This is a genomic window from Micromonospora halotolerans, from assembly GCF_032108445.1.
Taxonomy (GTDB): Bacteria; Actinomycetota; Actinomycetes; order Mycobacteriales; family Micromonosporaceae; genus Micromonospora; species Micromonospora halotolerans.
Genome location: NZ_CP134876.1, coordinates 3,224,763 through 3,249,547 on the forward strand (window position 1 = coordinate 3,224,763; position 24,785 = coordinate 3,249,547).

Consider the following 24,785-nt stretch of genomic DNA (forward strand, 5'->3'; position numbering starts at 1 on the left):
CCGTCGCGCTCGGCGCGCGGCCGGACCGCTCCGTGCCGTCGGGCGTCGTGCTGCTGACCGACCGGCGGCTGGCGCGGGGACCGCTGGCCGAGGTCGTGGCGGCGGCCGTGGCCGGGGGAGTGCGCTGGGTGGTGCTGCGGGAGAAGGACCTGCCCCGGGCCGAGCGGATGGTGCTCGCCGCCGAGCTGCGCGCCCTCCTCGGCCGATCCGGCGGCGCCCTGGTCGTGGCCGGTCCCGACCCGCTCGGCGGGGACGCGGTCCACCTGCCGGCCGCCGGCCCGTACCCGCCGCCGGCCGCCGGGCTGGTCGGCCGCTCCTGCCACGACGCCACGGAGCTGGCCCGACTGACCACGGAGGACTACGCGACGTTGTCGCCGGTCTTCCCGACGAGGACCAAACCGGGCTACGGCCCACCCCTGCACCCCGCCGGGCTCCGCGAGCTGATCGCCGCGAGCCCCGTGCCGGTCCTCGCTCTGGGCGGCGTCGAGACCCCGGAGCAGGTCCAGGAGTGCGGCGCGGCCGGCGCCGCCGGGGTGGCCGTGCTCGGCGCCCTGATGCGCGCCGACGACCCCGCCGGGATCGCCGCCGCGCTCACGGCGGCCCACGAATTCGCTGGTCGGGCCGGTCACGGGGCGGCCCGACCAGCCCCCACCGCCACCAGGGGAAAGCCATGACACCGACGACACTGCTCACGATCGCCGGATCCGATTCCGGCGGCGGCGCCGGCATCCAGGCCGACCTCAAGGTCTTCGCCGCCCTCGGGGCCTACGGCACCAGCGTGATCACCGCGGTCACCGCCCAGAACACCCGGGGCGTGGACGCCGTGCTGCCCCTGCCCCCGCAGACCGTGCGCGACCAGCTCGACAGCGTGCTCGGCGACTTCGCCGTACGCGCCGTGAAGACCGGCATGCTCGGCACTCCCGCCGTCGCCGACGTGGTGGTCGAGGCGGCGAAGGCGGGCCGCCTCCCCCACCTGGTCGTCGACCCGGTGCTCGTCGCCACCAGCGGGCACCGGCTCGGCGTGGTGTCGGCCGTCGAGCGGCTACTCCCGTACGCCGAGGTGGCGACGCCGAACTGCGCGGAGGCCGCGGCCCTCACCGGACGCCCGGTGACCACGGTCGAGGAGATGGTCGCGGCCGCCGAGGCGCTGGTAGCCGCCGGCCCGGCGCACGTGGTGGTGACCGGCGGCGACGTGGACGCGGCCGGCGAGTCGGTGGACGTGCTGGCCGGCGGCGGCGTCACCACGCTGCTGCGCGCGCCCCGGGTGCCGACCCGGCACCACCACGGCACCGGCTGCTCGTTCTCGGCGGCGATCGCCGTCCGGCTGGCGGCCGGTGACCCGGTGCCGGTCGCGGTGGCCGCCGCCAAGGAGTACGTGAGCCGCGCGCTGACCGGCGCGCGGCACTGGGAGCTGGGCGCGGGACATGGCCCGCTGGACCACTTCGGCTGGTCCGCTTGAGCGACAGGGAGGCTGTCATGCACGCACGTCGCAAGGTCTGGGTCGAGGGGTCACGTCCGGACATCCGGGTGCCGTTCGCCGAGGTGGCGCTGACCGGGGACAACCCGGCGGTCCGGCTCTACGACACCTCCGGCCCGGGATCCGAGCCGGAGGTGGGGCTGCCGCCCCTGCGCGGACCGTGGATCGCGGCCCGCGGGGACGTCGCACCGGTGCGCGGCGCCGGCACCCCGCTGGCCGGCGTGGACGGTCGCCGGCCCACGCAGCTCGCGTACGCCCGGGCCGGGATCGTCACGCCGGAGATGGAGTTCGTGGCAATCCGGGAGGGGGTCGCGCCGGAGTTCGTCCGGGACGAGATCGCGGCCGGGCGGGCCGTGCTGCCGCTCAACGTCAACCACCCGGAGTGCGAGCCGGCGATCATCGGCAAGGCGTTCCTGGTCAAGGTCAACGCCAACATCGGCACCTCGGCCGTGACCTCCTCGGTCGCCGAGGAGGTGGAGAAGCTGACCTGGGCCACCCGGTGGGGCGCGGACACCGTGATGGACCTGTCCACCGGCAGGCGGATCCACGAGACCCGCGAGGCGATCGTGCGGAACTCGCCGGTGCCGATCGGCACCGTCCCGATCTACCAGGCGCTGGAGAAGGTCGGCGGGGACCCGGTGAAGCTGAGCTGGGACGTGTTCCGCGAGACGGTGGTCGAGCAGGCCGAGCAGGGCGTCGACTACATGACGGTGCACGCCGGGGTGCTGCTGCCGTACGTGCCGCTGGCGGTCGACCGGGTGACCGGCATCGTCTCCCGCGGCGGCTCGATCATGGCGGCCTGGTGCCTGGCGCACCACGAGGAGAACTTCCTCTACACCCACTTCGAGGAGCTGTGCGCGCTGCTCGCCCGCTACGACGTGACGTTCTCGCTCGGCGACGGGCTGCGGCCCGGCTCGATCGCGGACGCCAACGACGAGGCGCAGTTCGCCGAGCTGCGCACCCTGGGCGAGCTGACGACGGTCGCCTGGGCGCACGACGTGCAGGTGATGATCGAGGGCCCCGGCCACGTGCCCATGCACAAGATCAAGGAGAACGTGGACCTCCAGCAGGAGTGGTGCCACGAGGCGCCGTTCTACACGCTCGGCCCGCTGACCACCGACATCGCGCCCGCGTACGACCACATCACCTCGGCCATCGGCGCCGCGATGATCGGCATGTTCGGCACCGCCATGCTCTGCTACGTCACCCCGAAGGAGCACCTCGGGCTGCCCGACCGGGACGACGTGAAGGCCGGCGTGATCGCGTACAAGATCGCGGCGCACGCGGCCGACCTGGCGAAGGGCCACCCCGGGGCGCAGGCCTGGGACGACGCGCTCTCCAAGGCCCGGTTCGAGTTCCGCTGGGAGGACCAGTTCAACCTGGCGCTGGACCCGGAGACCGCCCGGTCGTACCACGACGCGACGCTGCCGGCGGAGCCGGCGAAGACCGCGCACTTCTGCTCGATGTGCGGGCCGAAGTTCTGCTCCATGAAGATCACCCAGGAGCTGAAGGACTACGCGGCGCGCGGCATGAAGGACAAGTCCGAGGAGTTCGTGGCCGGCGGCTCGCGGGTCTACCTGCCGCTCGCCTGACCGCCGCCGGGGGCCGGGCCGCTGGTCGACCCGGCCCCGCGGGCTCAGTCGCGGTGGTGCCGGCCGGTACGCAGCGACCGGGCGTCGTCCGCGTTGTCGTCCGAGGCGAGGCCGGCGACCCAGTCGACGTACTCCTCGTCCTGCGCGGCGAGCGGTTCGGCGTCGCGGTCGACCTCGCCCGGCTCGGCACCCTTGCCGCGGTTACGCCGGAACAGGCTGCGCCGGGACTTGGACTTCCCGCCGGCCGCCTCGGGGCTCGCGCCGGACCCGTCGGCGTGCCGGCCGCCGGATGCGCCGCCGGTCGACTCCGGGGCCGGAGCGTCCCAGGCCGAAAGGATCGGGCCGGTGACCTCCGGGGCCCGGTCGGTGACGCCGGCGGCCTCGGGGCCGGTGGTCTCCGCGGCGGGGCGGGTGGACTCCGGCAGCCGGCCGGTGGTCTCGGCGGCGGGGCCGATGGTCCCCGGGCGCCGGTCCGTGGTCTCCGGGGTCCGGCCGGTGGTCTCCGGGGTCCGGCGGGTGGTTTCCGGGGTCCGGCGGGTGGTCTCCGGAGCCCGGCCGGTGGTGTCGGTGTCTGCCGGGATCGCGCCGGTGGAGGCGGTGGTGTCCGGGGTCCGGCCGGTGGGCGGCGGGGCGGTCGGGCCGGCGGGGCGGGCGTTGGCCAGGGCTTCCCAGCCGGTGCTCCGGCCCAGATCGGGCAGGGCCCGGTGCCGGGGACGTGGCGCCGGCTCGGGCCGGGCGGGGCCGGCAGCCGGAGTGCCCTCGGGGCGGGCGTCCCGGCCGGCGGCCGGACCGTCCGGTGCCGCCGGCTCCGTGCCGCCGCGCGGGGTGACCGGCCAGTTCGGAGCGGGCGCGACCGGCCAGGCCGGCCGGACGTCACCCGGGGTCACGTCCTCGAAGATCGGGATCCGCGGCCGGGGTGACGCCGGAGGTTCGGGCAGGTCGGCCGGCACCGGCTCGGGGTCGAAGAAGAAGCTCCGCCGCTCGCCCGCGGCCGGCGTGCCGCCGCCACTCGGGTCGGCCTCCGCCGGGGCCGGCGTCTCCGGCACGTCCGCGGGCCGGGCCGTCCCGGCCGGCTCGGCGCCGGTCGACGGGGCGTGCGCGGTGGTGGCCGGGATGCCGTCGGCCGGCGCGGAGGGGTGATCCGGCGTGCTTCCGGCCGCCTCGGCGGCGGTGCCGTCCCGCCTGCTTGCGGCTCGCCCGGAGGTGGACTGCTCCTCCGGCCCCCGGTACTGCTGGGGGTCCTGCTGCTGGCCGTCCCCTGTGGCGACGGCCGGCGCGGCCGTGGTGCCGTCCCGCCTGCTGGCGGCTCGCCGGGCGGTGCCGTCCGCTGTGGTGGTGGCCGGCGCGGCCGTGGTGTCCGCGGAAGTCGCGGTCGGCTCGGTGGTGCTGGCCGGTGCGGTGGTCGGGGTGGGCTCGGGCGCCTGGTCCGGGGCCGTCCGGGTGGTACGCGGCTTGCGGGTGCGCTTCGCGCGGCCGGCCGGAGCCGGCGCGGCCGCGGCGGAATCACCGGCCTCGGCCGCTGCCTCCGTGCCGGGGGCGCCCGCCAGGGTGGCGTCGTCCGCCGGTCGAGCCGCCGATGGTGAGGCCTCCACCGGCCGGGCCTCCGACGGAGCGTCCCCCGCCGGTCGGGCCGCCGATGGAGCGGCGTCCACCGCTGGGGCCGGCGAGGGCGTGTCGTCCGCCGAGGGGGGCGTGGGTGTGGAGGAGGCGGCGGCGCGGCTCCGCCTGGATCGCGTCGCCCGCGTCGGAGCGGCCTCCGGCGCCGGCTCGGCGGGGGCGGCTTCGGCCACCTCGGGTGCCGCCGCCGCTTCCGTCCGGTCCGGTGCCGTGCGCGGCGCGACGGCCGGGGCTTCGGTCCGGCCCGTGGTCCTCGTGGCCGCCGGGTGCACCGGCTCCGTCGTCGGTGGGGGAGGGGTGGCCGGTTCCGCCGCGACGGACGGTGCCCCGGTTCGGCCCGTGGCCCTGGTGCCCTCGGTGCGCGCTGCCGCCGGGAAGGCGGGCTCCGTCGCCGGGGCGGGGCGGGTCACCGGCTCCGGCCCGGCCGGCGGGGTCGGGCGGCCGGCGGCGAGCACGTCGATGGCGGAGGTCCGCCGTCCCGGGGGCGGCGACCCGGGCAGCTGCCCCAGGCTGGTGTCGTCGGACGGCCGGCCCGGACGTCGGACGTCCGAACCCTGCTCGGGGAAGGCGGTCGACGCGGTCGGCCGGTCGAGACCGTGCCCCTCGGGGGTCACCTCGTGGGCCACGTCCGCCGTCGGGCCGTCCGGGGTCTGGTGCCGCGCGGCGATCTCGTCGGCAGTGGCGGGCCACGCCGGGGCGCCGGGCTCGGCGGACGGTCGGTCCGCACCGTGCGCGTCCGGGGCCGGACCGGTCGCCTCCGCGGCGTCGGCGGAGGATGTCACGTCGAACCGGTGCCGCATCGAGCCCGGCCGCGTCGCGTCGCGCTCGCCGGCGAAGGCCGGTCCGTGCGCCGGGGTCGGCTCGTCCCGGTCCGCCGGCCGCTCGGGGGCGGGACGACCGTTGGGCCGTCGGGTGAGCCCGGCCGGTACGGGTGCCGGGGTGAGCCCGCCGGCGGCCGGCCAGTCCCAGTGGGCGGGGCTGGGCGCCCCGGCGGGGCGCACGGGCATCGGGGCGGCGGGAGCCGGGTTGGCCGGGTCGGGAGTGGCCGGTGACGGCGGCAGGGCCTGGAGGATGTCGGTCGGTTCGATGGCGCCGGGCTCGTCCGCCGCGGTCACGGGCCGGGGCAGCACCGTGGTGGCCGTCGAACCGAGCGCTCCGGCGGCGACCGCGATGAGCGCCCCGTAGTAGGGCGCGAGCTGGTAGCGGTCGGCCGCGGTGCCGGGGCCGGCGGTCAGGTAGGCGAAGGCCAGCAGGACCGGGCCGGCCGCGCCGGCCGCGCCGCCGACCAGCGGCAGGTAGCCGGCCCGCCGGGCCAGCGCGCCGACCGCCGCGCCGGCCAGCAGGGCCAGGGTGGGCAGCAGCAGCATGGCCAGCCGCTCGGCTGCGGCCGGATCCAGCCAGGACGGTTCGAGGACGCCGAGACGTACGGTGGGCAGCGTGCCGGCCGACGCGACCGACGGCGCGACGGAGATCAGGGCGAGCAGCCAGACGGCCGCGGCGGTGAGCGCGATGCTCCAGCCGAACGGTGGCTTGAGCAGCACGGCGATCGCCGCGCCCGCCCCGACCACCGCGCCGAGGACGGCGCAGATGCCGACCGCCCACACCGGGTCGACGGTGCCGCCCAGTTCGGCGGCGCGGGCCGGCTGCATGCAGAGCGGAGCGACCACGATCGCGCCCAGCCCGCTGACGCCGGCGATGGAGAGCAGCTCGGTGGTGCCGGCCGGGGAGTCGTCCCGGCGGGCGAGGCGTTCGGTGAGGACGGCCCCGGCGACCGTGGCGATCGCGGCGAACCAGCCGACCCAGGCGAGCTGGGCGGGCCACCGGTTCACCGAGTCGTCGACGAACGCGCCGTCGAGGCGTACGGCACCGAAGCCGTACGCGATGCCCAGCTGGCCGGCTCCGGCCAGCACGCTCACGCCGAGCGCCGTGAGCAGCAGCCTGCCCCACGTCCGAAAGGCCATGTCGGGCACGTTACGGCCCGGTGCACCCGATCGCCACCTTGCCACCCGCGGCGCGGCGAGATGGCGTCGGCGTGGCTACTTCAGCTCGACCAGCCGGGCCAGGTACGTGGTGTCGCCGACGTTGGTCAGCATGTGCACGGCGCCGGGGTCCCGGTAGACCACCCCGCCGGTCGGCTCGTCGGCGTCGATGGTGGTGCCGTCGATCGTCTGCACCACGTTCTTCGCGCCCTGGATCGCCACCACCAGGTACGGGTGGTCGTGCCGGTGCAACGGCTGCCGCTCGCCCGGCTCCAGCCGGATGTGCCAGACGCGTACCCGGTCGTTCTCGAAGACGATCTCCTGGCCCACCGGGCCGAGTTCGAGGTCGGCGGAGAGGTCGGTCATCGTGGTCCGTCCAGTTGGGGGAGCACCTCGGCGGCGATGAGCTCCACGTGGTCGAGGTCGTCGAAGTCGATCAGCCGCAGGTGCACCCGGGTGGCCCCGATCGCGGCGAACTCGCCGAGCCGGTCGACGAGCTGGGCGGGGGAGCCGATTACCGGGTCCTCCGGCGGGAGCGCGCTCTTGGCGTGCAGCGGCGCGGCCCGGCGCTGCGCCTCCGCGTCGGTGCGCCCGATGGCCACGACGATCCCGGCGGAGAGCACGAGCGGCGCCCGCCCCGACGCGGCGCGGCCGGTCCGGTCGCACGCCTCGCGGACCCGCTCGTACGCGGTGGCCGTCTCGGCGACGGTCTTGAACGGCATGTTGAACTCGTCGGCGTACCGGGCGGCCAGTTCCGGGGTGCGCTTCGGGCCGCGGCCGCCGACGATCACCGGCGGGCCGGGCTGCTGCACCGGCTTGGGCAGGGCGGGCGCGTCGACCAGCCGGTAGTGGTCCCCGGTGAAGCTGTAGGTCTCGCCGAGCGGGGTGCGCCACAGCCCGGTGATGATCTCCAGCTGTTCGGCCAGCCGGTCGAACCGCTCGGTGACGGCCGGGAACGGGATGCCGTAGGCGGTGTGCTCGCGCTCGTACCAGCCGGCGCCGATGCCCAGCTCGATCCGGCCGCCGCTCATCTGGTCGACCTGGGCGACCATCACGGCCAGCGGCCCGGGCAGCCGGAAGGTGGCGGAGGTGACCAGGGTGCCGAGCCGGATCCGGGAGGTCTCCCGGGCCAGCGCGGCCAGCGTCAGCCAGGCGTCGGTGGGGCCGGGCAGCCCGGGCTCGTCGCCCATGGCGCGGTAGTGGTCGGCCCGGAAGAAGCCCTCGAAGCCGGTCTCCTCGACCAGCCGGACGAACCGGAGCTGGTCGTCGTAGCTCGCCCCGCGGTGCGGCTCGGTGAAGACGGACACCCGCATGGTCAGAATCCTCCCGCGATGACGCCCTCGGTGGCGTCGCGCTCCATCAGCAGTTCGTGCAGTTCGGCGCTGATCCGGGCCACCTCGGCCAGGTGCGCGTGGCGGCCCAGGGTGCGGGGCCGGGGGACGGCCACCTCGACCACCTCGCGGATCCGGCCGGGGCGCGGGCTGAGCACGACGACCCGGTCGGCGAGCAGCACCGCCTCGTCGATCGAGTGGGTGACGAAGACGATGGTCGCCTTCGTCTCCATGTGCACCCGCTGGAGTTCGCCGGAGAGCTCCTCGCGGGTGAGCGCGTCGAGCGCGGAGAAGGGCTCGTCCATGAGCATCACCCGGGGCTCGCCGATCAGCGACCGGCAGAGCGAGACCCGCTGCTGCATGCCGCCGGAGAGCTCGTGCGGGAGGCGCTTCTCGAAGCCGCCCAGCCCCGACATCTCCAGCAGCTCGCGGGCCCGGTCGCGGTGCTTGGCCCGGCTCCAGCCGAAGATCTCCACCGGCAGCAGGACGTTGTCCAGCACGGTGCGCCAGGGCAGCAGTGCGGGTCGTTGGAACAGCATGGCGATGTCCCGGCGGGGCCTCGTGATCGGCGTGCCGGCCACGGTGATCTCGCCCTCGGTGACCGGGAGCAGGCCGGCGATCATGCGGAGCAGTGTGGACTTGCCGCACCCGGAGCGGCCGAGGACGGCCACGAACTCGCCCTCCGCGACGTCGAGGTCGATGCCGCGCAGCGCCTCGACCCGCCCCGAGCGGCCGTCGAAGGTGCGGGACACCCCGGACAGTCGGATCATCTCCCGCCGGCTCCCTTCCCAGTCGCGATCGCGAGCCGGGCTAGCGTAGCGGGAGGGCGTCCTTATAGCACCATCCAGGGTGGACGTCAGTCTCCTTTCCGTCAGGCAACTTCGTTTCCGTTCCGCAACCCGCACGCCCGCCTGACGTCATCGGCCTTCTCGTACGCTGTTGCGCGCGAAGAGTCCCCTCACGACGGTCCCGTCGGCGCCCCCTCCTGCCGACACCGTCGGACCCACGACCCGACCGGGCGAACATGCCCTGGTCGGAAAGGACATGGTGCACTGATGAGAAGGCTGACCCGTTCGGTCGCCGCCGCGGCGCTGGCCACCGCCCTCGCCCTCGTCGGCGGTTGCAGCAGCGACTCGGACAAGTCGGACGACGCCAAGGGCGGCAACGGCGCGGCGGCGGAGAAGGTGACCTACCTCACCTCGTTCGGCAACTTCGGCCGTGACTCCTACGCCTGGGTGGCGAAGGAGAAGGGCTTCTTCAAGGAGGCCGGCTTCGACGTCGACATCAAGCCCGGCCAGGGCACCGGTGGGGTGGTCCAGGTCGCCGGTGGGCAGGCGGACTTCGCCCCGGTCGACCTGACCGGCGCCATCCTCCTGTACGCCAACGGCCAGGCGAAGGACTTCGTCGCCGTGGCGGCGATCCAGCAGCGCACCATGGCCGCCATCGCCACGGTCGAGGGCAAGAACATCGCCACCCCGAAGGACCTCGAGGGCAAGAAGCTCGCCGACACCCCCACCTCCGTCGTGCGCATGCTCTTCCCGACGTACGCCAAGCTGGCCGGCATCGATGCCAGCAAGGTGACCTGGGTCAACGGTGAGGCGCAGGGTCTCATCGGCATGCTCGGCTCGGGCGCGGTCGACGGCATCGGCCAGTTCGTGGTCGGCCAGCCCACCATCCAGACGGTGACCAAGAAGACGCCGGTCGTGCTGCCGTACAGCAACGTGATGCAGGACCTCTACGGCAACGTGCTGGTCACCTCCAGCAAGATCGCCAAGGAGAAGCCGGAGATGGTCAAGCGGTTCACCGCGGCGCTGCTGAAGGGCCTGGAATACTCGCTGGCCCACCCGGACGAGGCGGGCGAGATCCTGAAGAAGAACGTGCCGGCCGCCAACCCGGCCGCGGCCGCCGCCGAGCTCCAGCTGATGGCCGCGTACGTCCGTTCCAACAACTCCGGCACCGCGATCGGCACCGTGGACAACGAGCGGGTGGCCAAGACCATCGCCCTGCTCCAGGGCGCCGGCGCGCTCAAGCAGGACCTCACCCCCGACCAGATCATCGACTTCAACCTCGCGCCGAAGGCCTGACCGGTCGGCTCGGGCAATGGGGGTGCGGCCCGCCGGGACACCCGGCGGGGCGCACCCCCTTCGCGTGCCGGTCGTCGGCCGGCGCAGAGAGGAGGACACGTTGACGCAGTTGACCGGGACCCAGGCCGAGGCGGCGCCGGCGGAGCCCGCCGTCGCTCCGCGCCGGCTCGCCGTCCGCCCGGCGGCGGTGGGCCTGCCGGCGCTCGGGCTGGTCATCGCGGTGGCCGCCTGGTGGCTGGTCACGTCGGGGCTGCACCTGGTCCATCCGGCGGCGCTGCCGCCGCCGCAGGCGGTGTGGCGCTCGCTGGTCGGCACCACCGACGTGCTGCTGCCGGCACTGGGCATCACCACCTGGATGACCCTGCTCGGCTTCCTGCTCTCGTCGCTCGCCGGGGTGCTGATCGGCATGGCGCTGGCCGCGTCCAGCCGGGTGGAGCGGATGTTCGCCCCGCTGCTCGTGGCGGTCAACGCGGTGCCGAAGATCGCCTTCGGCCCGCTGCTGGTGATCTCGGTGGGCTGGGGGCAGAAGCCCATCCTGACCATGGTGTTCCTGCTCTGCTTCTTCCCGATCGTGCTCTCCACGGCGACCGGGCTGACCACCACTCCCGCGGACCTGGCCGAGCTGGGCCGCTCGCTGAACGCGTCCTGGTGGCAGGCGTTCCGGAAGGTCCGCTTCCCGGCCGCGCTGCCGCAGATCTTCGTCGGGCTGAAGGTGGCCATGCCGCTGGCCGCGATCGGCGGGGTGATCGGGGAGTTCTACTCGGACCGGCCGGGGCTGGGCTACCAGATCCTCCAGTACAACGGCGCCGGCGACACCGCGACCGCGTGGGCGGCGATCGTGCTGGTGGCGGTGATGAGCATCGTGCTCTACTCGGCCCTCAGCCTGGTCGAGCGCCTGGCCCTGCCCTGGGTCCGCGCCACCACCTCGGCTCGCTGACCGGCTGCTCCCGGCAGGAAGCGTTCCGCCTCCTGCCGGGAGCGGTGGCCGCTAGCCCGCCAGGCGCCAGCGGCCGCCGCGGGCCACGAGCGTGGTCAGCGCCTGCGGCATGAGGCCGGAGTGGTTGTCCGGGGTCATCCGGATCGGTCCGGAGAGGCCGTCGAGCTGCGCGGTCTCCAGGACCTCGCGCAGGGCGCCCCGGTCCACCTCGCCCGGCTCGCCGCCGGCCCGCAGTTCGGCGTCGGCGATGAGCTGGACGGCGTCGGCGGCGAACGAGGAGAACCCGTTGTAGCCGCCGAACCGGGCGGTGTACTCCTGGAACCACTGCCGCCGGGCGGCCTTGGCCGGGGTGGTGGCGATGACGTCGTCGATCACCATCGTCTGGGTGAAGATCAGCGTGGTCCGCTCGGTGGACCGGGCGGACGCGCCGAGGAAGAGGTCACCGGCCGCCGAGGCGTCGAAGAAGAAGGCGCCCGGGAAGCGGCTCTGCCGGGCGGTGGCGGCCGCCAGGGACGCCTGCTCCGGCGGGGTCCAGACGATCAGGGCGTCGGGCTTCTTGGCGGTGAGGTTGCCGATCTGGGTGCTGACCTCCGTGTCGGTGGTCCGCACCGACTCAGCGCGGGTCAGCTTGATGTCGGCCTTGTCGAACTCGTTGTTCAACGCGGCCAGCCCCTCCTCGCCGTACTTGTCGGCGCTGTGCAGCACGGCCACCTTGCGGATGTTGCGCCGGATCAACTCGGTGGTGAGGGCGGCGGCGCTGTCCGCGGCATTCGGTGCCAGCTTGAAGACATAGCGGCGTTCGGCGACCGGTTTCGTGATCTCCCCGGAGGAGGCGAGCGCGATGGTGGGAATGCGCTTCTCACCGATGGTGCGGGCGGCGCCGATCGCACATTCGTTGCAGCCGCCCATGATGATGGCGCTGACCCGCGAGTCAGCGCTGAAATCGTTGATGTTCCGCAACGATTCCGCGGCGTCGGAGCGGTTGTCCCGGACGTCCAGCTTGATCTTCCGGCCGCCCAGTACACCGGAGGAGTTCAGCTGCTCCTTCCTCAGTTCCAGGGCTCGCTGGTAGACCTTGCCGATCGGCGCGTAGGCGCCGGACAGTTCGAGGTCCGCGGCGATCACGATCGGACTGGTGTCCTGCGGTTCCCCGCCGATCCCGCAGCCGGTGAGCGTGGTGGCCAGCACGGCCGATGCGAGCACCGCGATGCTCGCGGAGCGGATGGGGCTCAACTCAGTCCTCCAGGTGCGGCGCGGGCCAGCGCCCGACCACCGCCGCTCGTCCGTCCTCAGTAGAGGATCGGGATTGGTGTGCCGTACGGTGTGCGCGAAGCCTGCAAAACCTTGCCAATGCCGGGCCCTGTGGTCAAGCGCGGATGCCGGGAGTCGTTTCGGGACAGCCGTCCCACATGCTGGGGACACGGAACGTTAATCGACAATTACTGCGCAGATGCATCCGACCACTCTGGAGTGACATGCCCTGTTCAGGGGGCTGAAGAAAAGTAGGTATTAGGTGATCGGATCACGGGTTGCGTCGGCCCCGACCGTTTCCTGCCTCACTGCCGCTTCCCAAACAGGATCTCGTCTGATGAAATCGCGGCCGTGCCGCGCGTGGCGCTGGCCGCTGCACCAGGCACGGGTCGGCGGGTCAGGCGTGGAAGAAACGACGGAGGCGATGTCGTGAGCACCGGATCTACGACCCTGCCCGAGAGCCCCGACGCCGATGAGCGCAACCGGCGCCGGCGACTGCCTCGGCTGCGTGACGCGCGGATCCGCTCCAAGCTCGCCCTCATCCTCGTCGTTCCGGTCGCGGCTGTCATCGCACTGGCAACTATCCGACTCCTCTCGGTCGGCGAGGGCGCGTACGAGGCCAACCGGATCCGGTCGCTGACCGCGCTGTCGATCGACGTCTCGGCGCTCACTCAGGACCTGCACAAGGAGCGGATGGCGGCGGCGTCCTTCCTGGTCGCGCCCAACCAGAAGCCGGACGCCTACAACCTGCGGGTCCGCAGCACGGACGGGCGGATCGCGGCCTACCGGGACGAGCGGGGCAAGCTCGGCGACGTGCCCGCCTCGGTGCGCGACCGGCTCCAGGTGATCGACGACCACCTGGAGACGCTCAACGGCACCCGCCAGGAGGTGCTGGACCGGCAGCAGATGCCCGTCTCCGAGGCGATCCTGCGCTACGGCATCATCCTCGACGACCTCGTCGCGTACGGCGACACGCTGGCCCAGCAGCCCGGCGCGGAGGGCCTGGCCGACGCCCGCCGCGCGGTGGCCGCCTTCGCCCACGCCAAGGCGGAGGTCGCCGAGGAGGAGGCGGTCGCCTTCACGGCGCTCTCCACCGGCCGGATCGACGAGGAGCAGTTCTCCTCCTTCGTGGCCACCCTGACCGGCCAGCAGGAGGCCCTGCTGTCCTTCTCCCGGGCCGCCGAGCCGGCCCAACGGTCCCTGGTGGACCGCACCGTCTCCGGCGACGCCGTCCAGCTCTCCGACCGGGTCGCCAACGACATCTCCCGCTCGGTCGGGCAGGTCCCGCTGGTCACCCGGGACGAGGCCGCCGCGGCGGTCGGCTCGGTCGGCGACCTGATGCGGTGGGCCGAGATCCAGCTCCAGGACGAGCTGCTCGCCGACGCCGACGCGGTCCGCACCGATGTCATCCGGCAGGCCGTCGTGGAGAGCCTGCTGGTGCTGCTGACCCTGGCCATCGCCGTGACGCTGGCCGTGGTGCTGGCCCGCTCGCTCAACGACTCGCTGCGCCGGCTGCGCGAGGGCGCGCTGGCGGTGGCGAACCACGACCTGCCCGACGCGGTGAGCCGGCTGCAGAACGTCAACGCCATCGGCGACGGCGGCGTGGACGAGATCGTCCAGCAGGTGCGGGACCCGATCAAGCTGACCAACCGCGACGAGGTCGGCCAGGTGGCGTCGGCGTTCAACGTGGTCCACCGGGAGGCGGTCCGGGTGGCCGCCGAGCAGGCCGCGCTGCGGACCAGCGTCTCGGCGATGTTCCTCAACCTGGCCCGCCGCTCGCAGAGCCTGGTCGACCGGATGATCGGCGAGCTGGACGCGATCGAGCGCAGCGAGGAGGACCCGAAGCGGTTGGCCCAGCTCTTCGAGCTGGACCACCTGGCCACCCGGATGCGCCGCAACGACGAGAACCTGCTGGTGCTGGCCGGTGCCGACTCGGCTGTGCCGCGCCGCGACGACGCGCTCCTGGTTGACGTGCTGCGCGCCGCCCAGTCGGAGGTCGAGCTCTACAACCGGATCGAGTTCGGCACGGTCGACACCGACATCTCGGTCGCCGCCCACGCGGTCAACGACGTGGTCCGCCTGGTCGCCGAACTGCTGGACAACGCCACGCGGTTCTCGCCGCCGAACACCATCGTGGTGGCCGACGGGCGCCGCATCCGCGACTACGTGCTCATCCAGATCGAGGACCGCGGCCTCGGGCTGAGCGACGAACAGCTCGACTCGCTCAACCGCCGGCTGGCCGCCCCGCCCACGGTCGACGTGGCCGCGTTCCGGCTGATGGGCCTGGCCGTGGTCAGCCGGCTCGCCTCCCGCTACGGGATCCGGGTCGAGCTGCGCCGCAACGTCGAGGGCGGCACCGTCGCCCAGGTCACCCTGCCGAACGCCACCGTGGTGCTGCCGGCGAACCGCGGCCAGGCCCCGCTGACCCGCCCGCGCCAGCCGCTGGCCGTCGAGCAGTCCCCGCTCAGCCAGGTGGGTGCCGCCGACGCGCTGGCCAGCGCGGGCCGGGCCGGCACGGCCACCCTGGCCGACCAGTGGCGCAGCACGGCCACGCCGCCGCCCGCCCGCTGGCAGGCGGCCGAGGCCCGGGACAGCGCCCCGGCCGTGCAGTTCGGCGCGACCGGCGCGCTGCCCACCGTGCCGGCGGCCGCGCCGGTCGCCTCCGCGCCGCCCGCCCCCGTCGCCCCGGCCCCGGTCTCCGGCGCCGGCTGGTCGGCGGGTGGGCCGACGGTCGCGCACCCCGCGCTCGACCCGCTGCCCCACCGGACGCCGGGCGGCGAGGCGGCGACGGGTGCCCCGGCAGCGCCGCCGGCCTACCAGCCGGCCGCACCGGCCCCGGCGGTCGAGCCCGCTCCGGCGGCCCCGGTGGTGGCCCGGTCGGCCCGCCCGGCCGAGGCGCCGATCTTCCGGGAGATGGAGGCGGTGTGGTTCCGCTCGCACGGCGAGGACGAGACCACCATCTTCACCCGCCCCCGGTTCGACGAGGAGCCGCCGGCGCAGCCCGCTGCCGCCGTGCAGCCCGCCGCCGTGCAGCCCGCCGGCGCGTCGCCGCGTCCGCCGCTGCCGACCCGCACCCCGGGCGCCCAGGCGGGCGGGCTCACCACGCCACCGCCGTACACCCCGCCGGCGGTGCCGTCCCCGGCGCCCGCCGCGGCCGTACCCCTGCCGGCACCCACACCGCCGCCGATCGACCCGGAGGCGTGGCGCACCGCGGCCGACGACGGGTGGTCGCGGGCCAGCAAGGCCGCGGAGCCCAGCAACGGCGGCACCACCCGTTCCGGCCTGCCCAAGCGGGTGCCGCAGGCCCAGCTCGTGCCCGGCGGCATCGAGCCGAAGGGCAGCCGGGCCGCCGCCCGGCGCACCCCGGACGAAGTACGCGGCCTGCTGTCGGCCTACCACCGCGGTGTGCAGCGGGGTCGGACGGCCGGCGCGGACCTGAACAGCACCTCGACCAAGGAGACGAACCGATGAACAGGCCAGCGGCCATGCAGGACATGGGTTGGCTGCTCACCAACTTCGCCGACAGCGTGGCGGGCATCGCCCACGTGGTGGCGGTGTCCGCGGACGGGCTGCTGCTCGCCTCCTCCCGCGACCTGCCGACGGATCGGGCCGACCAGCTCGCCGCGATCACGTCCGGAGTGGTGAGCCTGACCGAGGGTGCCGCCCGGATGTTCAGCGCCGGCGGGGTGCTCCAGACCGTCATCGAGATGGACAGCGGATACCTCTTCCTCATGTCGATCAGCGACGGCTCGTCGATGGCCGTGCTGGCCGCGCGGAGCTGCGACGTCGGTCAGGTGGGCTACGAGATGGCGCTGCTGGTGGAACGGGTCGGCCAGGCGCTGGTCCCGCTTCCGAGGGACGCCGTCCGGCCCTGACCGGCCGTCCGGTGACCTGGTGATCCGGAGCCCGTCCGGCTCCGAACGAGGGGAGGTGATCGCGAGATGGAACCACGACGAGATCCGCGTGGCGCGCTGGTGCGGCCGTACGCGGTCACCCGTGGCCGCACCGAGCCGTTGCAGAACATCGCGCTCGAGGCGGTGCTGTCGTGCACGCCCACCCAGTCGGCCGAGGCGCGGTTCGCCGGGCACGACAAGTACCGCATCGCCTCGGTCTGTGAGGGCCGGGCACAGTCGCTGGCGGAAATCGCCGCTTACACCCGGATGCCGCTGGGCGTCACCCGGGTGCTGGTCGCCGACATGGTGGCCGAGGGCCTGCTGACGCTACACACTGCCGCTCCCGCGACGGGGTTCGCGGCGCGCATGAACCTGCTTGGAAGGGTGCTAAGTGGACTTCGCGAACTATGACCCCGCCGGGGCGAACCGCAGCCGGGAGATCATCTCCGCGAAGATCGTCATCGCGGGTGGCTTCGGGGTGGGCAAGACCACCCTGGTCGGCGCGATCTCCGAGATCCAGCCGCTGACCACCGAGGCGCTGATGACCGCGGCGGGCGTCGGCATCGACGACCCGTCGAAGGTGCCCGGCAAGGAGACCACCACGGTCGCCATGGACTTCGGCCGGATCACCATGGCCGAGGACCTGATCCTCTATCTCTTCGGCACGCCGGGCCAGACCCGCTTCTGGTTCATGTGGGACGAGATCATCCGGGGTGCGGTGGGCGCCGCCGTGCTGGTGGACACCCGCCGGATCACCGACGCCTTCGCGCCGCTGGACTACTTCGAGAACCGGAACCTGCCGTACGTGGTGGCGCTCAACCGGTTCGACGACGCGCCGCAGTACGAGCTGGAGGAGGTCCGCGAGGCGCTGGCCATCTCGCCGGACGTGCCGCTGGTGATGTGTGACGCGCGGCGGCGCGAGTCGGTCAAGCAGGTGCTGGTGACGGTGGTCGAGCACGCCATGCTCCGGCTCCAGGCCGAGCACGGCTTCGCGGCGCCGGTGGGCTGACGCGGCGCCGGTGGCGGGTCAGTCGACCCGCAACCGGTAGCCGCGCTTGACCACGGTCTGCACCACGCGGGGGGCGTCGAGCCCGACCCGCAGGCGGGCGACCGCCATCTCCACCGCGTGCTCGTCCGCGCCCCGGGGCAGGGTACGCAGCAGGGCGGTGCGGGACAGCACCTTCCCGGGCGCGGCCGCGAGCGCCCGCAGCACCGCCATCGGGGCCGGCGCGAGCGGGCGCAGCTCGCCGTCCACGACCGCGGCGTGCCCGCGCAGGGTCAGCAGGTGCCCGCCGGCCTTCACGGTCACCGTCCGGCGGGGCAGCTCGTCGACGATCGTCCGCACCAGGGCGCCGAGCCGGGCCCGGGCCGGCGCGCTCACCGGCACGCCCCGCCGCACCAGGGGCTCGGCCGTGACCGCGCCGACGCAACTGGCCAGCACGTCACCGCGCAGCGCCGCCAGCACCGTCTCGGTCCGGTCCCCGGCCGCCCGCAGCAGCGCCTCGGCCGCCGGGGCGGAGGTGAACGTCACCGCGTCGACCAGCCGCCCGGCGACCAGGTCGATCAGCCGGTGCAGCGGCGCCGGGTCGGTCGGCGGCGCCCAGCGGTAGACCGGCACCTCGATCACCGTGGCCCCGGCCGACTCCAGCGCCTCGGTGCACTCCGGCTGCCGCTCGCCGTGCAGTTGCAGCGCGACGACCTGGCCGGCCACCCCGCGCCGGACCAGGTGCTCGACCACCTCGTCGCAGCTCTCCGAGGCGGGGGACCAGTGCTCGCGCAGCCCGGCCGCCCGGATCGCCCCGGTCGCCTTGGGGCCGCGGGTCACCACGTACGAGCGGGACAGCACGCCGCGCAGCGGCTCGGCCAGCCCCCAGCCCTCGGCCGCCTCCAGCCAGCCGCGCATCCCGATCCCGGTGTTGGCCATGAGCACGTCCGGCGGGCGCTCCAGGCAGGTCCGGGTGGCCTCGCGCAGGTCGGTGTCGTCGGCCAGCGGCACGATCCGCAGCGCGGGGGCGAGCACCACCCGCGCGCCGCGCCGCTGGAGCAGCGCGGCCAGCTCGTCCCGCCGCCGGTCCGCGGTGACCCCGATGGTGAAGCCGGCCAGTTCCTCCCGCATCACTCCTCCTGCCGCAACCGCACCTCGACCAGGCCGTCCCGGCAGCGCACCTCGTGCCGGCGCAGCGCCACGCCGGGCAGGTCCAGGCACCGCCCGGTGGTCAGGTCGTAGACCTGCTTGTGCAGCGGGGACGCGAGCGTCGGCAGGCCGCCCCGGCTGCCCACGATCCCCCGGGACATCACCTGCGCGCCGCCGACCGGGTCGAGGTTGTCGACCGCGTACAGCTCGCCGCCGGTGCGGAAGAGCGCCACCTGCACCCCGTCGACGAGGGCGGCCACGCCCCGGTCCGGGTCCAGCCGGTCCAGCGGGCAGACCGCCGTCCAGGCCAGCATGGTCGGGGCGCTCATCGCCGTACCTCCGGGAGGCCCAGCGCGACCGGCTGGCGGCGGCCATCGGCGCCCGGCGGGGCGCCGCGGGCGGGCACCGGCTGGCCCCGTTCGACCGCGAACGTGATGGACGGGTCGGGCACGTCGGGGGCGTTGACGAAGGAGGTGAAGCGGCGCAGCCGCTCCGGGTCCTCCAGCACGTCCCGCCACTCGTCGGAATATCCGGCGACGTGCCGGGCCATGGCCGCGTCGAGTTCGGCGCAGAGCCCGAGCGAGTCGTCCACGAGCACCGACCGGAGGTGGTCGAGCCCGCCGTCCATCGCCTCGATCCAGGCGGCCGTGCGCTGCAGCCGGTCGGCGGTGCGGACGTAGAACATCAGGAACCGGTCGATGAGGGTGACCAGCTCGGCGGTGCTCAGGTCGGTGGCGAACAGGTCGGCGTGCCGGGGCCGGAAGCCGCCGTTGCCGCCGACGTAGAGGTTCCAGCCGCTCTCGGTGGCGATGACGCCGAAGTCCTTGCTGCGGGCCTCGGCGCACTCGCGGGCGCAGCCGGAGACCGCCGACTTGAGCTTGTGCGGGGCGCGCAGCCCCCGGTAGCGCAGCTCCAGTGCGACGGCCAGCCCGACCGAGTCCTGCACCCCGTACCGGCACCAGGTCTCGCCCACGCACGACTTCACCGTGCGCAGCGCCTTGCCGTACGCGTGGCCGGACTCGAAGCCGGCGTCCACCAGCCGGCGCCAGATCTGCGGGAGCTGCTCGACCCGGGCGCCGAACAGGTCGATCCGCTGCCCGCCGGTGATCTTGGTGTAGAGCCGGAAGTCCCGGGCCACCTCGCCGATCACGATGAGCTTCTCCGGCGTGATCTCGCCACCGGGGATCCGCGGCACCACCGAGTAGCTGCCGTCGCGTTGCAGGTTGGCCAGGAAGTGGTCGTTGGTGTCCTGGAGGGACGCCTGCTCGCCGTCGAGCACGTGCCCGGTGCCGAGCGAGGCGAGGATCGAGGCCACCACGGGCTTGCAGATGTCGCAGCCGCGCCCGCGCCCGTGCTCGGCGATGAGCTGGGAGAAGGTGCGGATGCCCCGGACCCGGACGATGTCGAACAGCTCCTGCCGGCCGGTGTCGAAGTGCTCGCAGAGCGCGCGGGACTGCCGCACCCCGGCCGCGTCGAGGAGTTGCTTGAGCATCGGCACGCAGGAGCCGCAGCTCGTCCCGGCCCGGGTGCACGCCTTGAGCGCCGGCACGTCGGTGGCCCCGCCGGCGATGGCCGCGTCCAGGTCGGCCCGGGTCACGGCGTTGCAGGAGCAGACCTGCGCGGCGGCCGGCAGCGCGCCGGCACCGCCCGCCGGCGCCAGCAGCGCGAGCGGGGGACCGGGCAGCGGCCCGCCGACGCTCGCCCGCAGCGTCGGGTACGCGCTCGCGTCGCCCACCAGCACACCGCCGAGCAGCGTCCGCGCGTCGTCGGAGAGGACCAGCTTCGCGTACGCGCGGGTGGCCGGGTCGGTGAAGGTGACGTCGAGGCAGCCCGGGGTGACGCCGTGCGCGTCGCCGAACGAGGCCACGTCCACGCCGAGCAGCTTGAGTTTCGTGGCGGTGTCGGCGCCGGGGAAGGTGGCCGCCCCGCCGAGCAGCCGGTCGGCGACCACCTCGGCGGTCGCGTAGCCGGGGGCGACCAGCCCGTGGCAGGTGCCGTCCACGGCGGCGCACTCGCCGACCGCCCAGATCCGCTCGTCCGCCGTCCGGCAGCCCGCGTCAACCAGCACTCCGCCGCGCGGCCCGAGCGGCAGCCCGGCGGCCCGGGCCAGCTCGTCCCGGGGCCGGATGCCGGCGGCCACCACGACCAGGTCCGCCGGGACCGTGCGCCCGTCGGAGAGCTCCAGCGCGCCGACCGTGCCGTCCGGGCCGGGGGACAGCGCGCTGGTGGCCACCCCGAGGTACGTGGTGACGCCCAGTTCCTCGACGTAGCGCCGGAGCATCGCCCCGCCCGCCTCGTCCACCTGCACCGGCATGAGCCGGGGCGCGAACTCGACCACGCTGGTGTCCAGGCCGAGCAGGCGCAGCGCGTTCGCCGCCTCCAGGCCGAGCAGCCCGCCCCCGATCACCGCCCCGGTGCGCCGGCCCTCGGCGTGCGCCCGGATCGCCGTCAGGTCGTCCAGCGTCCGGTAGACGAAGACCCCCGGCAGGTCCGTGCCGCCGATCGGGGGCACGAACGCCGACGAGCCGGTGGCCAGCACCAGCGCGTCGTACGGGTGCTCGCCGGTCGCGGTCCGCACCACCCGCCGCGTCCGGTCGACGGCCAGCGCCGGCTCGCCGAGCCGCAGCTCCACCCCGTCGTCGGGGGTGTGCAGGTTCAGGTCCCCGGCGCTCACCCCGTCGAAGAAGGCCGAGAGCCGCACCCGGTCGTACGCCGGCCGCCGCTCCTCGGCGAGCACCGTGACCCGCCAGCGTCCCTCCTGGTCGCGGGCCCGCAACGCCTCGACGAAGCGCTGCCCGACCATGCCGTTGCCGACGACCACCAGCCTGCCGCTCATCCCGTCACCTCCACACGGTCCATCCCCGTACTCGGTTCCTGCTGTCCCGCCACCGGATCCACCTCGGCGAGCCAGCCGACGATCCCGGCCACCGCGTCCCGGCAGCCGCCGCAGCCGGTCGCGGCCCGGGTCGCCGCGGACAGGTCCGCGACGGTCCGGGCGCCGGCGCGCCAGCACGCCACCAGCGCGCCCTTGCTCACGTCGTTGCACTGGCACACCGTGGCCGCGTCGGGCATCAGCGCCGGGGACGCGGCGGGGACTGCCGGGGCGGCGCCGAACGCCCGCCCGAGCAGCAGCGAGCGCCGGTCCGCCGGCACCGGCGCGCCCCGGTCGAAGAGCTGCACCACGGTGCCGACCGCCGGGTTGTCGCCGAGCAGGATCGCCCCGGTCAGCCGCTCGTCGCGGATCCGCAGCCGGGCGTACGTGCCGCGGGCCGGGTCGGCGAAGGTCAGCTCCTCGACCGGCCCGCCCCCGTCCGGGGCGCCGGCGGCGTCGCCCATCGCGGCCAGGTCGATCCCGGCCGCCTTGAGCCGCGTCACCACGGGACGCGGCCGGTACCGGACCAGCGGGTCCTCGCCGGTCAGCACGTCGGCCACCACCCGGGCCTGCGCCCAGGCCGGGGCGACCAGCCCGGTCAGGGTCCCGTCGTGCTGGGCGCAGTCGCCGATGGCGGAGATCCGCCGGTCGCTGGTGCGCAGCCGGTCGTCCACCACCACGCCCCGGTCCACAACCAGCCCGGCGGCGGCGGCCAGCGCGGTGTCCGGGCGTACGCCGCAGGACAGGACCAGCAGGTCGGCCGCGAGCGGGTCGCCGTCGGCGAGGTCGAGGCGGACCCCGCGGGCGTCGGCGGCCACCCCGGTCGCCGTGACCGCCAGCCGGGTGCGTACGCCGAGCCCCGCGAGGGTGCCGGCGAGGACGGCGCCGGCCGGCTCGTCGAGCTGCCGTTCCATCAGGTGCCCGACGGGGTGGACCACGGTCACGTCGAGGCCCCGGGCGGCGAGCCCGCGGGCCGCCTCCAGCCCGAGCAGCCCGCCACCGAGCACCAGCGCGCGGCGGGCGCCCCGGGCGGCGGCGAGGATCCGCCGGCAGTCGTCCAGGGTGCGGAACGGGACCACCCGGTCGGGGAGCGGGTCGAGCCCGGGCAGTGGCGGCACGAGGGCCCGGCTGCCGGTGGCGAGCACCAGGTGGTCGTAGCCGTGCCGGTCGCCGTCGGCGGTGCGTACCTCCCGGGCGGCCCGGTCGACGGCGGTGACCGCGGCGCCGGTGCGCACGTCGGCGCCCTGCCCGGCGACCTCGACCAGCTCCACGTCCGGCTCGTCGATCTTCCCGGCGAGCAGGGTGGAGAGCAGGATCCGGTTGTACGCCCGGTGCGGCTCCGCCCCGAGCACGGTGACCTTCCGGTCCCCGCCCCGGGCGTGCAGTTCGGCCGCGAGGCGGGCGCCTGCCATGCCGTATCCCACGATGACGATGCGCTCGGTCATGCCTTCTCCACCCGGACGGCGCAGATCTTGAACTCGGGCATCCCGGAGACCGGGTCGACGGCGTCGTTGGTGACCGAGTTGGCCCGCGCCGCGCCGGGCCAGTGGAACGGCGCGAAGACGGTGTCGGGCCGGATCGCCGCGCTGAGCCGGGCCGGCGCGCGCAGCTCGCCCCGGCGGGAGACCACCCGGACCTCCTCGCCCTCGGCCACGCCGAGCCGGCCGGCCAGGTCGGGGTGCAGCTCCACGAAGCCGCCGGGGGCGGCCCGGCGCAGCGCGGCGACCCGCCGGGTCTGCGCCCCGGACTGGTAGTGGGCGAGCACCCGGCCGGTGGTGAGGTGCAGCGGGTAGTCGGCGCAGACCGGCTCGGCGGCCGGCCGGTGGGTCACCGCGCGGAACCGGGCCCGGCCGTCCGGGGTGGGGAACCGGTCGGCGAAGAGGCGCGGGGTGTCCGGCCCGTCCTCGTCCGGGCAGGGCCAGAAGACGCCGGTGTCGGCGTCGATCCGGTCCCAGCTGATCCCGGCGTAGTCGGCCGGCCCCCCGGCCGAGGCCCGACGCAGCTCCGCGAACACCTCCCGCGGATCAACCGGAAACGCCTCGGTGGGCGTTAGGAGGGGGCCCTTGTTATGCATCTCGCGATAAGAAGGGGCCCCTCCTTGCAGGCGGGTGGCGAGGGCGGCGAGGACGGCCAGGTCGGTGCGGACGCCGGGCGGGGGTTCGCGCAGCGCGCGGCGGCGCAGCACCCGACCCTCCAGGTTGGTCATGGTGCCGTCCTCCTCGGCCCACTGGGCGACGGGCAGCACCACGTCGGCCAGCTCGGCGGTCTCCGAGCGGAGGAAGTCGGCCACCACCAGCAGGTCCAGGTCGCGCAGCCGGGACTCGACCCGGTCCGCGCGGGGCGCCGACACCACCGGGTTGGAACCGAAGACCAGCAGCGCCCGGGGGCCGTGCGCGGTGCCGAGCGAGTCGAGGAGCTGATAGGCCGGTACGCCCGGGCCGGGCAGCGCCGCGGGGTCGACGCCCCACACCCCGGCCACGTGCTCCCGGGCCGCCGGGTCGTCGATCCGCCGGTAGCCGGGGAGCTGGTCGGCCTTCTGCCCGTGCTCCCGGCCGCCCTGCCCGTTGCCCTGCCCGGTGAGGCAGCCGTACCCGGAGCCCGGGCGGCCGGGCAGGCCCAGGGCGAGCGCCAGGTTGATGAACGCGGTGACCGTGTCGACGCCCTTGGCGTGCTGCTCGGCCCCCCGGGCGGTGAGGATGACCGCGCGGTCCACGGTGGCCAGGGCCCGGGCGGTCGCCTCCAGGTCGGCCACCGGCACCCCGGAGAGGCGCTCCGCCTCGGCCGGCCAGCAGCCCGCCACGGTCCGCCGGACCTCGTCGAAGCCGGTGGTCCGGTCGGCCACGTACGCCCGGTCGAGCCAGCCCTCGGTGAGCGCGATGTGCAGCAGCGCGTTGGCCACGGCCAGGTCGGTGCCGGGCAGCGGTTGCAGGTGCAGGTCGGCCTGGCGGGCGGTGGCGGTGTGCCGGGGGTCGACCACGATGAGCCGGCCGCCCCGCTCGCGCTGGTCGGCGAGGTGGCGCATGAGCGGTGGCATGGTCTCGGCCGGGTTGGCGCCGACCAGCAGCAGGGTGTCCGCGCGGGCCAGGTCCGCGAGGGGGAAGGGGAGCCCCCGGTCGACGCCGAGGGCGCGCAGCCCGGCCGCCGCAGCCGAGGACATGCACCAGCGTCCGTTGTAGTCGATGTGCCGGGTGCCCAGCGCCACCCGGGCGAACTTCCCGAGCGCGTACGCCTTCTCGTTGGTCAGCCCGCCGCCGCCGAACACCGCGACGGCGTCCCGCCCGTGCCGCTCCTGGATCGCCCGCAGCCCGCCCGCGACGCGGTCGAGCGCCTCGTCCCAGCTCGCCGGGCGCAGCTCACCGCCGGGCCGGTCGCGCAGCAGCGGGGTGGTCAGCCGGTCCGGATGGTCGAGCAGCTCGGCGGCGGTCCAGCCCTTCTGGCACAGGCCGCCGCGGTTGGTGGGGAAGTCGCGGGGCGCGACCTCGACGCGTCCCGCGGTCTCGCGCAGCAGCATGCCGCACTGGAGCGCGCAGTACGGGCAGTGTGTGGCCGCCTCCCGAGGTCGTACCCCCGGTTGCGTCGCCAGGCGTGCACCGTCTGTCATGTCGGCAAAGCGTGCCG

The 24,785-nt window shown here is 75.0% G+C and carries 19 protein-coding genes; 9 read left to right on the plus strand and 10 right to left on the minus strand.

Features of this window, described 5'->3' with window-relative positions:
* Nucleotides 1-32: 32 nt before the first annotated feature.
* The 3 genes from RMN56_RS15455 to thiC are packed head-to-tail and all read left to right on the plus strand — an operon-like array spanning nt 33 to nt 3,069.
* Nucleotides 33-674 carry a thiamine phosphate synthase gene (locus RMN56_RS15455; protein ID WP_376787322.1) on the plus strand — a complete coding sequence of 214 codons (642 nt, stop codon included), beginning with the start codon at nt 33-35 and terminating at the stop codon, nt 672-674.
* Nucleotides 671-1,459 carry a bifunctional hydroxymethylpyrimidine kinase/phosphomethylpyrimidine kinase gene (gene thiD / locus RMN56_RS15460; RefSeq protein WP_313724432.1) on the plus strand — a complete coding sequence of 263 codons (789 nt, stop codon included), beginning with the start codon at nt 671-673 and terminating at the stop codon, nt 1,457-1,459. Before RMN56_RS15455 ends, thiD begins: the two co-directional genes overlap by 4 nt.
* 17 nt (nt 1,460-1,476) lie before the next feature.
* Entirely contained in the window at nt 1,477-3,069 is a 1,593-nt protein-coding gene (gene thiC, locus RMN56_RS15465) for a phosphomethylpyrimidine synthase ThiC (protein WP_313724433.1), read from the plus strand.
* A 44-nt stretch (nt 3,070-3,113) separates the two neighbouring features.
* Here thiC and RMN56_RS15470 read toward each other — a convergent pair whose 3' ends face one another.
* The 4 genes from RMN56_RS15470 to RMN56_RS15485 form a co-directional block, all read right to left on the minus strand.
* The gene (locus RMN56_RS15470) at nt 3,114-6,647 is read right to left on the minus strand and encodes a hypothetical protein (protein WP_313724434.1); all 3,534 of its coding nucleotides are present in this window, start codon (nt 6,645-6,647) and stop codon (nt 3,114-3,116) included.
* Between the two features lie 75 nt (nt 6,648-6,722).
* Nucleotides 6,723-7,031, minus strand: coding sequence for a cupin domain-containing protein (locus tag RMN56_RS15475; protein ID WP_313724435.1), 309 nt, complete (start codon nt 7,029-7,031; stop codon nt 6,723-6,725).
* A complete protein-coding gene (locus RMN56_RS15480) occupies nt 7,028-7,978 on the minus strand; it encodes an LLM class F420-dependent oxidoreductase (RefSeq protein WP_313724436.1) in 951 nt (316 codons plus the stop codon). Before RMN56_RS15480 ends, RMN56_RS15475 begins: the two co-directional genes overlap by 4 nt.
* A 2-nt stretch (nt 7,979-7,980) precedes the next feature.
* Nucleotides 7,981-8,766: an ABC transporter ATP-binding protein gene (locus RMN56_RS15485; RefSeq protein ID WP_313724437.1), complete on the minus strand. Its 786-nt coding sequence runs from the start codon at nt 8,764-8,766 to the stop codon at nt 7,981-7,983.
* A 285-nt stretch (nt 8,767-9,051) separates the two neighbouring features.
* Between RMN56_RS15485 and RMN56_RS15490 the strand changes: the two genes are divergently transcribed.
* Together RMN56_RS15490 and RMN56_RS15495 are read left to right on the plus strand one after the other, a co-directional pair.
* Entirely contained in the window at nt 9,052-10,080 is a 1,029-nt protein-coding gene (locus tag RMN56_RS15490; RefSeq protein ID WP_313724438.1) for an ABC transporter substrate-binding protein, read from the plus strand.
* A 16-nt stretch (nt 10,081-10,096) separates the two neighbouring features.
* A complete protein-coding gene (locus tag RMN56_RS15495; protein ID WP_313724439.1) occupies nt 10,097-11,017 on the plus strand; it encodes an ABC transporter permease in 921 nt (306 codons plus the stop codon).
* Between the two features lie 51 nt (nt 11,018-11,068).
* On the opposite strand, the gene RMN56_RS15500 is transcribed toward RMN56_RS15495, so the two are convergent.
* Nucleotides 11,069-12,250 carry an ABC transporter substrate-binding protein gene (locus RMN56_RS15500; protein WP_313724440.1) on the minus strand — a complete coding sequence of 394 codons (1,182 nt, stop codon included), beginning with the start codon at nt 12,248-12,250 and terminating at the stop codon, nt 11,069-11,071.
* Nucleotides 12,251-12,697: 447 nt separating this feature from the next.
* Between RMN56_RS15500 and RMN56_RS15505 the strand changes: the two genes are divergently transcribed.
* From RMN56_RS15505 to RMN56_RS15520, 4 genes are all read left to right on the plus strand, one after another.
* Nucleotides 12,698-15,739, plus strand: a complete 3,042-nt coding sequence (locus RMN56_RS15505) for a sensor histidine kinase (protein ID WP_313724441.1) — start codon at nt 12,698-12,700, stop codon at nt 15,737-15,739.
* The gene (locus tag RMN56_RS15510) at nt 15,736-16,143 is read left to right on the plus strand and encodes a roadblock/LC7 domain-containing protein (protein ID WP_151463699.1); all 408 of its coding nucleotides are present in this window, start codon (nt 15,736-15,738) and stop codon (nt 16,141-16,143) included. Before RMN56_RS15505 ends, RMN56_RS15510 begins: the two co-directional genes overlap by 4 nt.
* Before the next feature lie 66 nt (nt 16,144-16,209).
* Entirely contained in the window at nt 16,210-16,572 is a 363-nt protein-coding gene (locus RMN56_RS15515) for a DUF742 domain-containing protein (RefSeq protein WP_091262733.1), read from the plus strand.
* Complete coding sequence (locus tag RMN56_RS15520; protein WP_151463698.1) at nt 16,553-17,170, plus strand: GTP-binding protein; 618 nt, start codon at nt 16,553-16,555, stop codon at nt 17,168-17,170. Before RMN56_RS15515 ends, RMN56_RS15520 begins: the two co-directional genes overlap by 20 nt.
* 18 nt (nt 17,171-17,188) lie before the next feature.
* Here the strand turns inward: RMN56_RS15520 and RMN56_RS15525 are convergent, their stop codons facing one another.
* The 5 genes from RMN56_RS15525 to RMN56_RS15545 are packed head-to-tail and all read right to left on the minus strand — an operon-like array spanning nt 17,189 to nt 24,768.
* On the minus strand, nt 17,189-18,277 hold the full coding sequence (locus RMN56_RS15525) for a uroporphyrinogen-III synthase (RefSeq protein WP_313724442.1): 1,089 nt from the start codon (nt 18,275-18,277) through the stop codon (nt 17,189-17,191).
* A complete protein-coding gene (nirD, locus tag RMN56_RS15530; RefSeq protein ID WP_189195451.1) occupies nt 18,277-18,624 on the minus strand; it encodes a nitrite reductase small subunit NirD in 348 nt (115 codons plus the stop codon). The genes RMN56_RS15525 and nirD overlap by 1 nt, the downstream gene beginning before the upstream one ends.
* Complete coding sequence (nirB, locus tag RMN56_RS15535) at nt 18,621-21,131, minus strand: nitrite reductase large subunit NirB (RefSeq protein ID WP_313724443.1); 2,511 nt, start codon at nt 21,129-21,131, stop codon at nt 18,621-18,623. The genes nirD and nirB overlap by 4 nt, the downstream gene beginning before the upstream one ends.
* Nucleotides 21,128-22,612 (minus strand): FAD-dependent oxidoreductase, encoded by a 1,485-nt coding sequence (locus RMN56_RS15540; protein ID WP_313724444.1) that lies wholly within the window; start codon nt 22,610-22,612, stop codon nt 21,128-21,130. Before RMN56_RS15540 ends, nirB begins: the two co-directional genes overlap by 4 nt.
* The gene (locus RMN56_RS15545; RefSeq protein ID WP_313724445.1) at nt 22,609-24,768 is read right to left on the minus strand and encodes a molybdopterin oxidoreductase family protein; all 2,160 of its coding nucleotides are present in this window, start codon (nt 24,766-24,768) and stop codon (nt 22,609-22,611) included. The genes RMN56_RS15540 and RMN56_RS15545 overlap by 4 nt, the downstream gene beginning before the upstream one ends.
* Nucleotides 24,769-24,785: the final 17 nt, after the last annotated feature.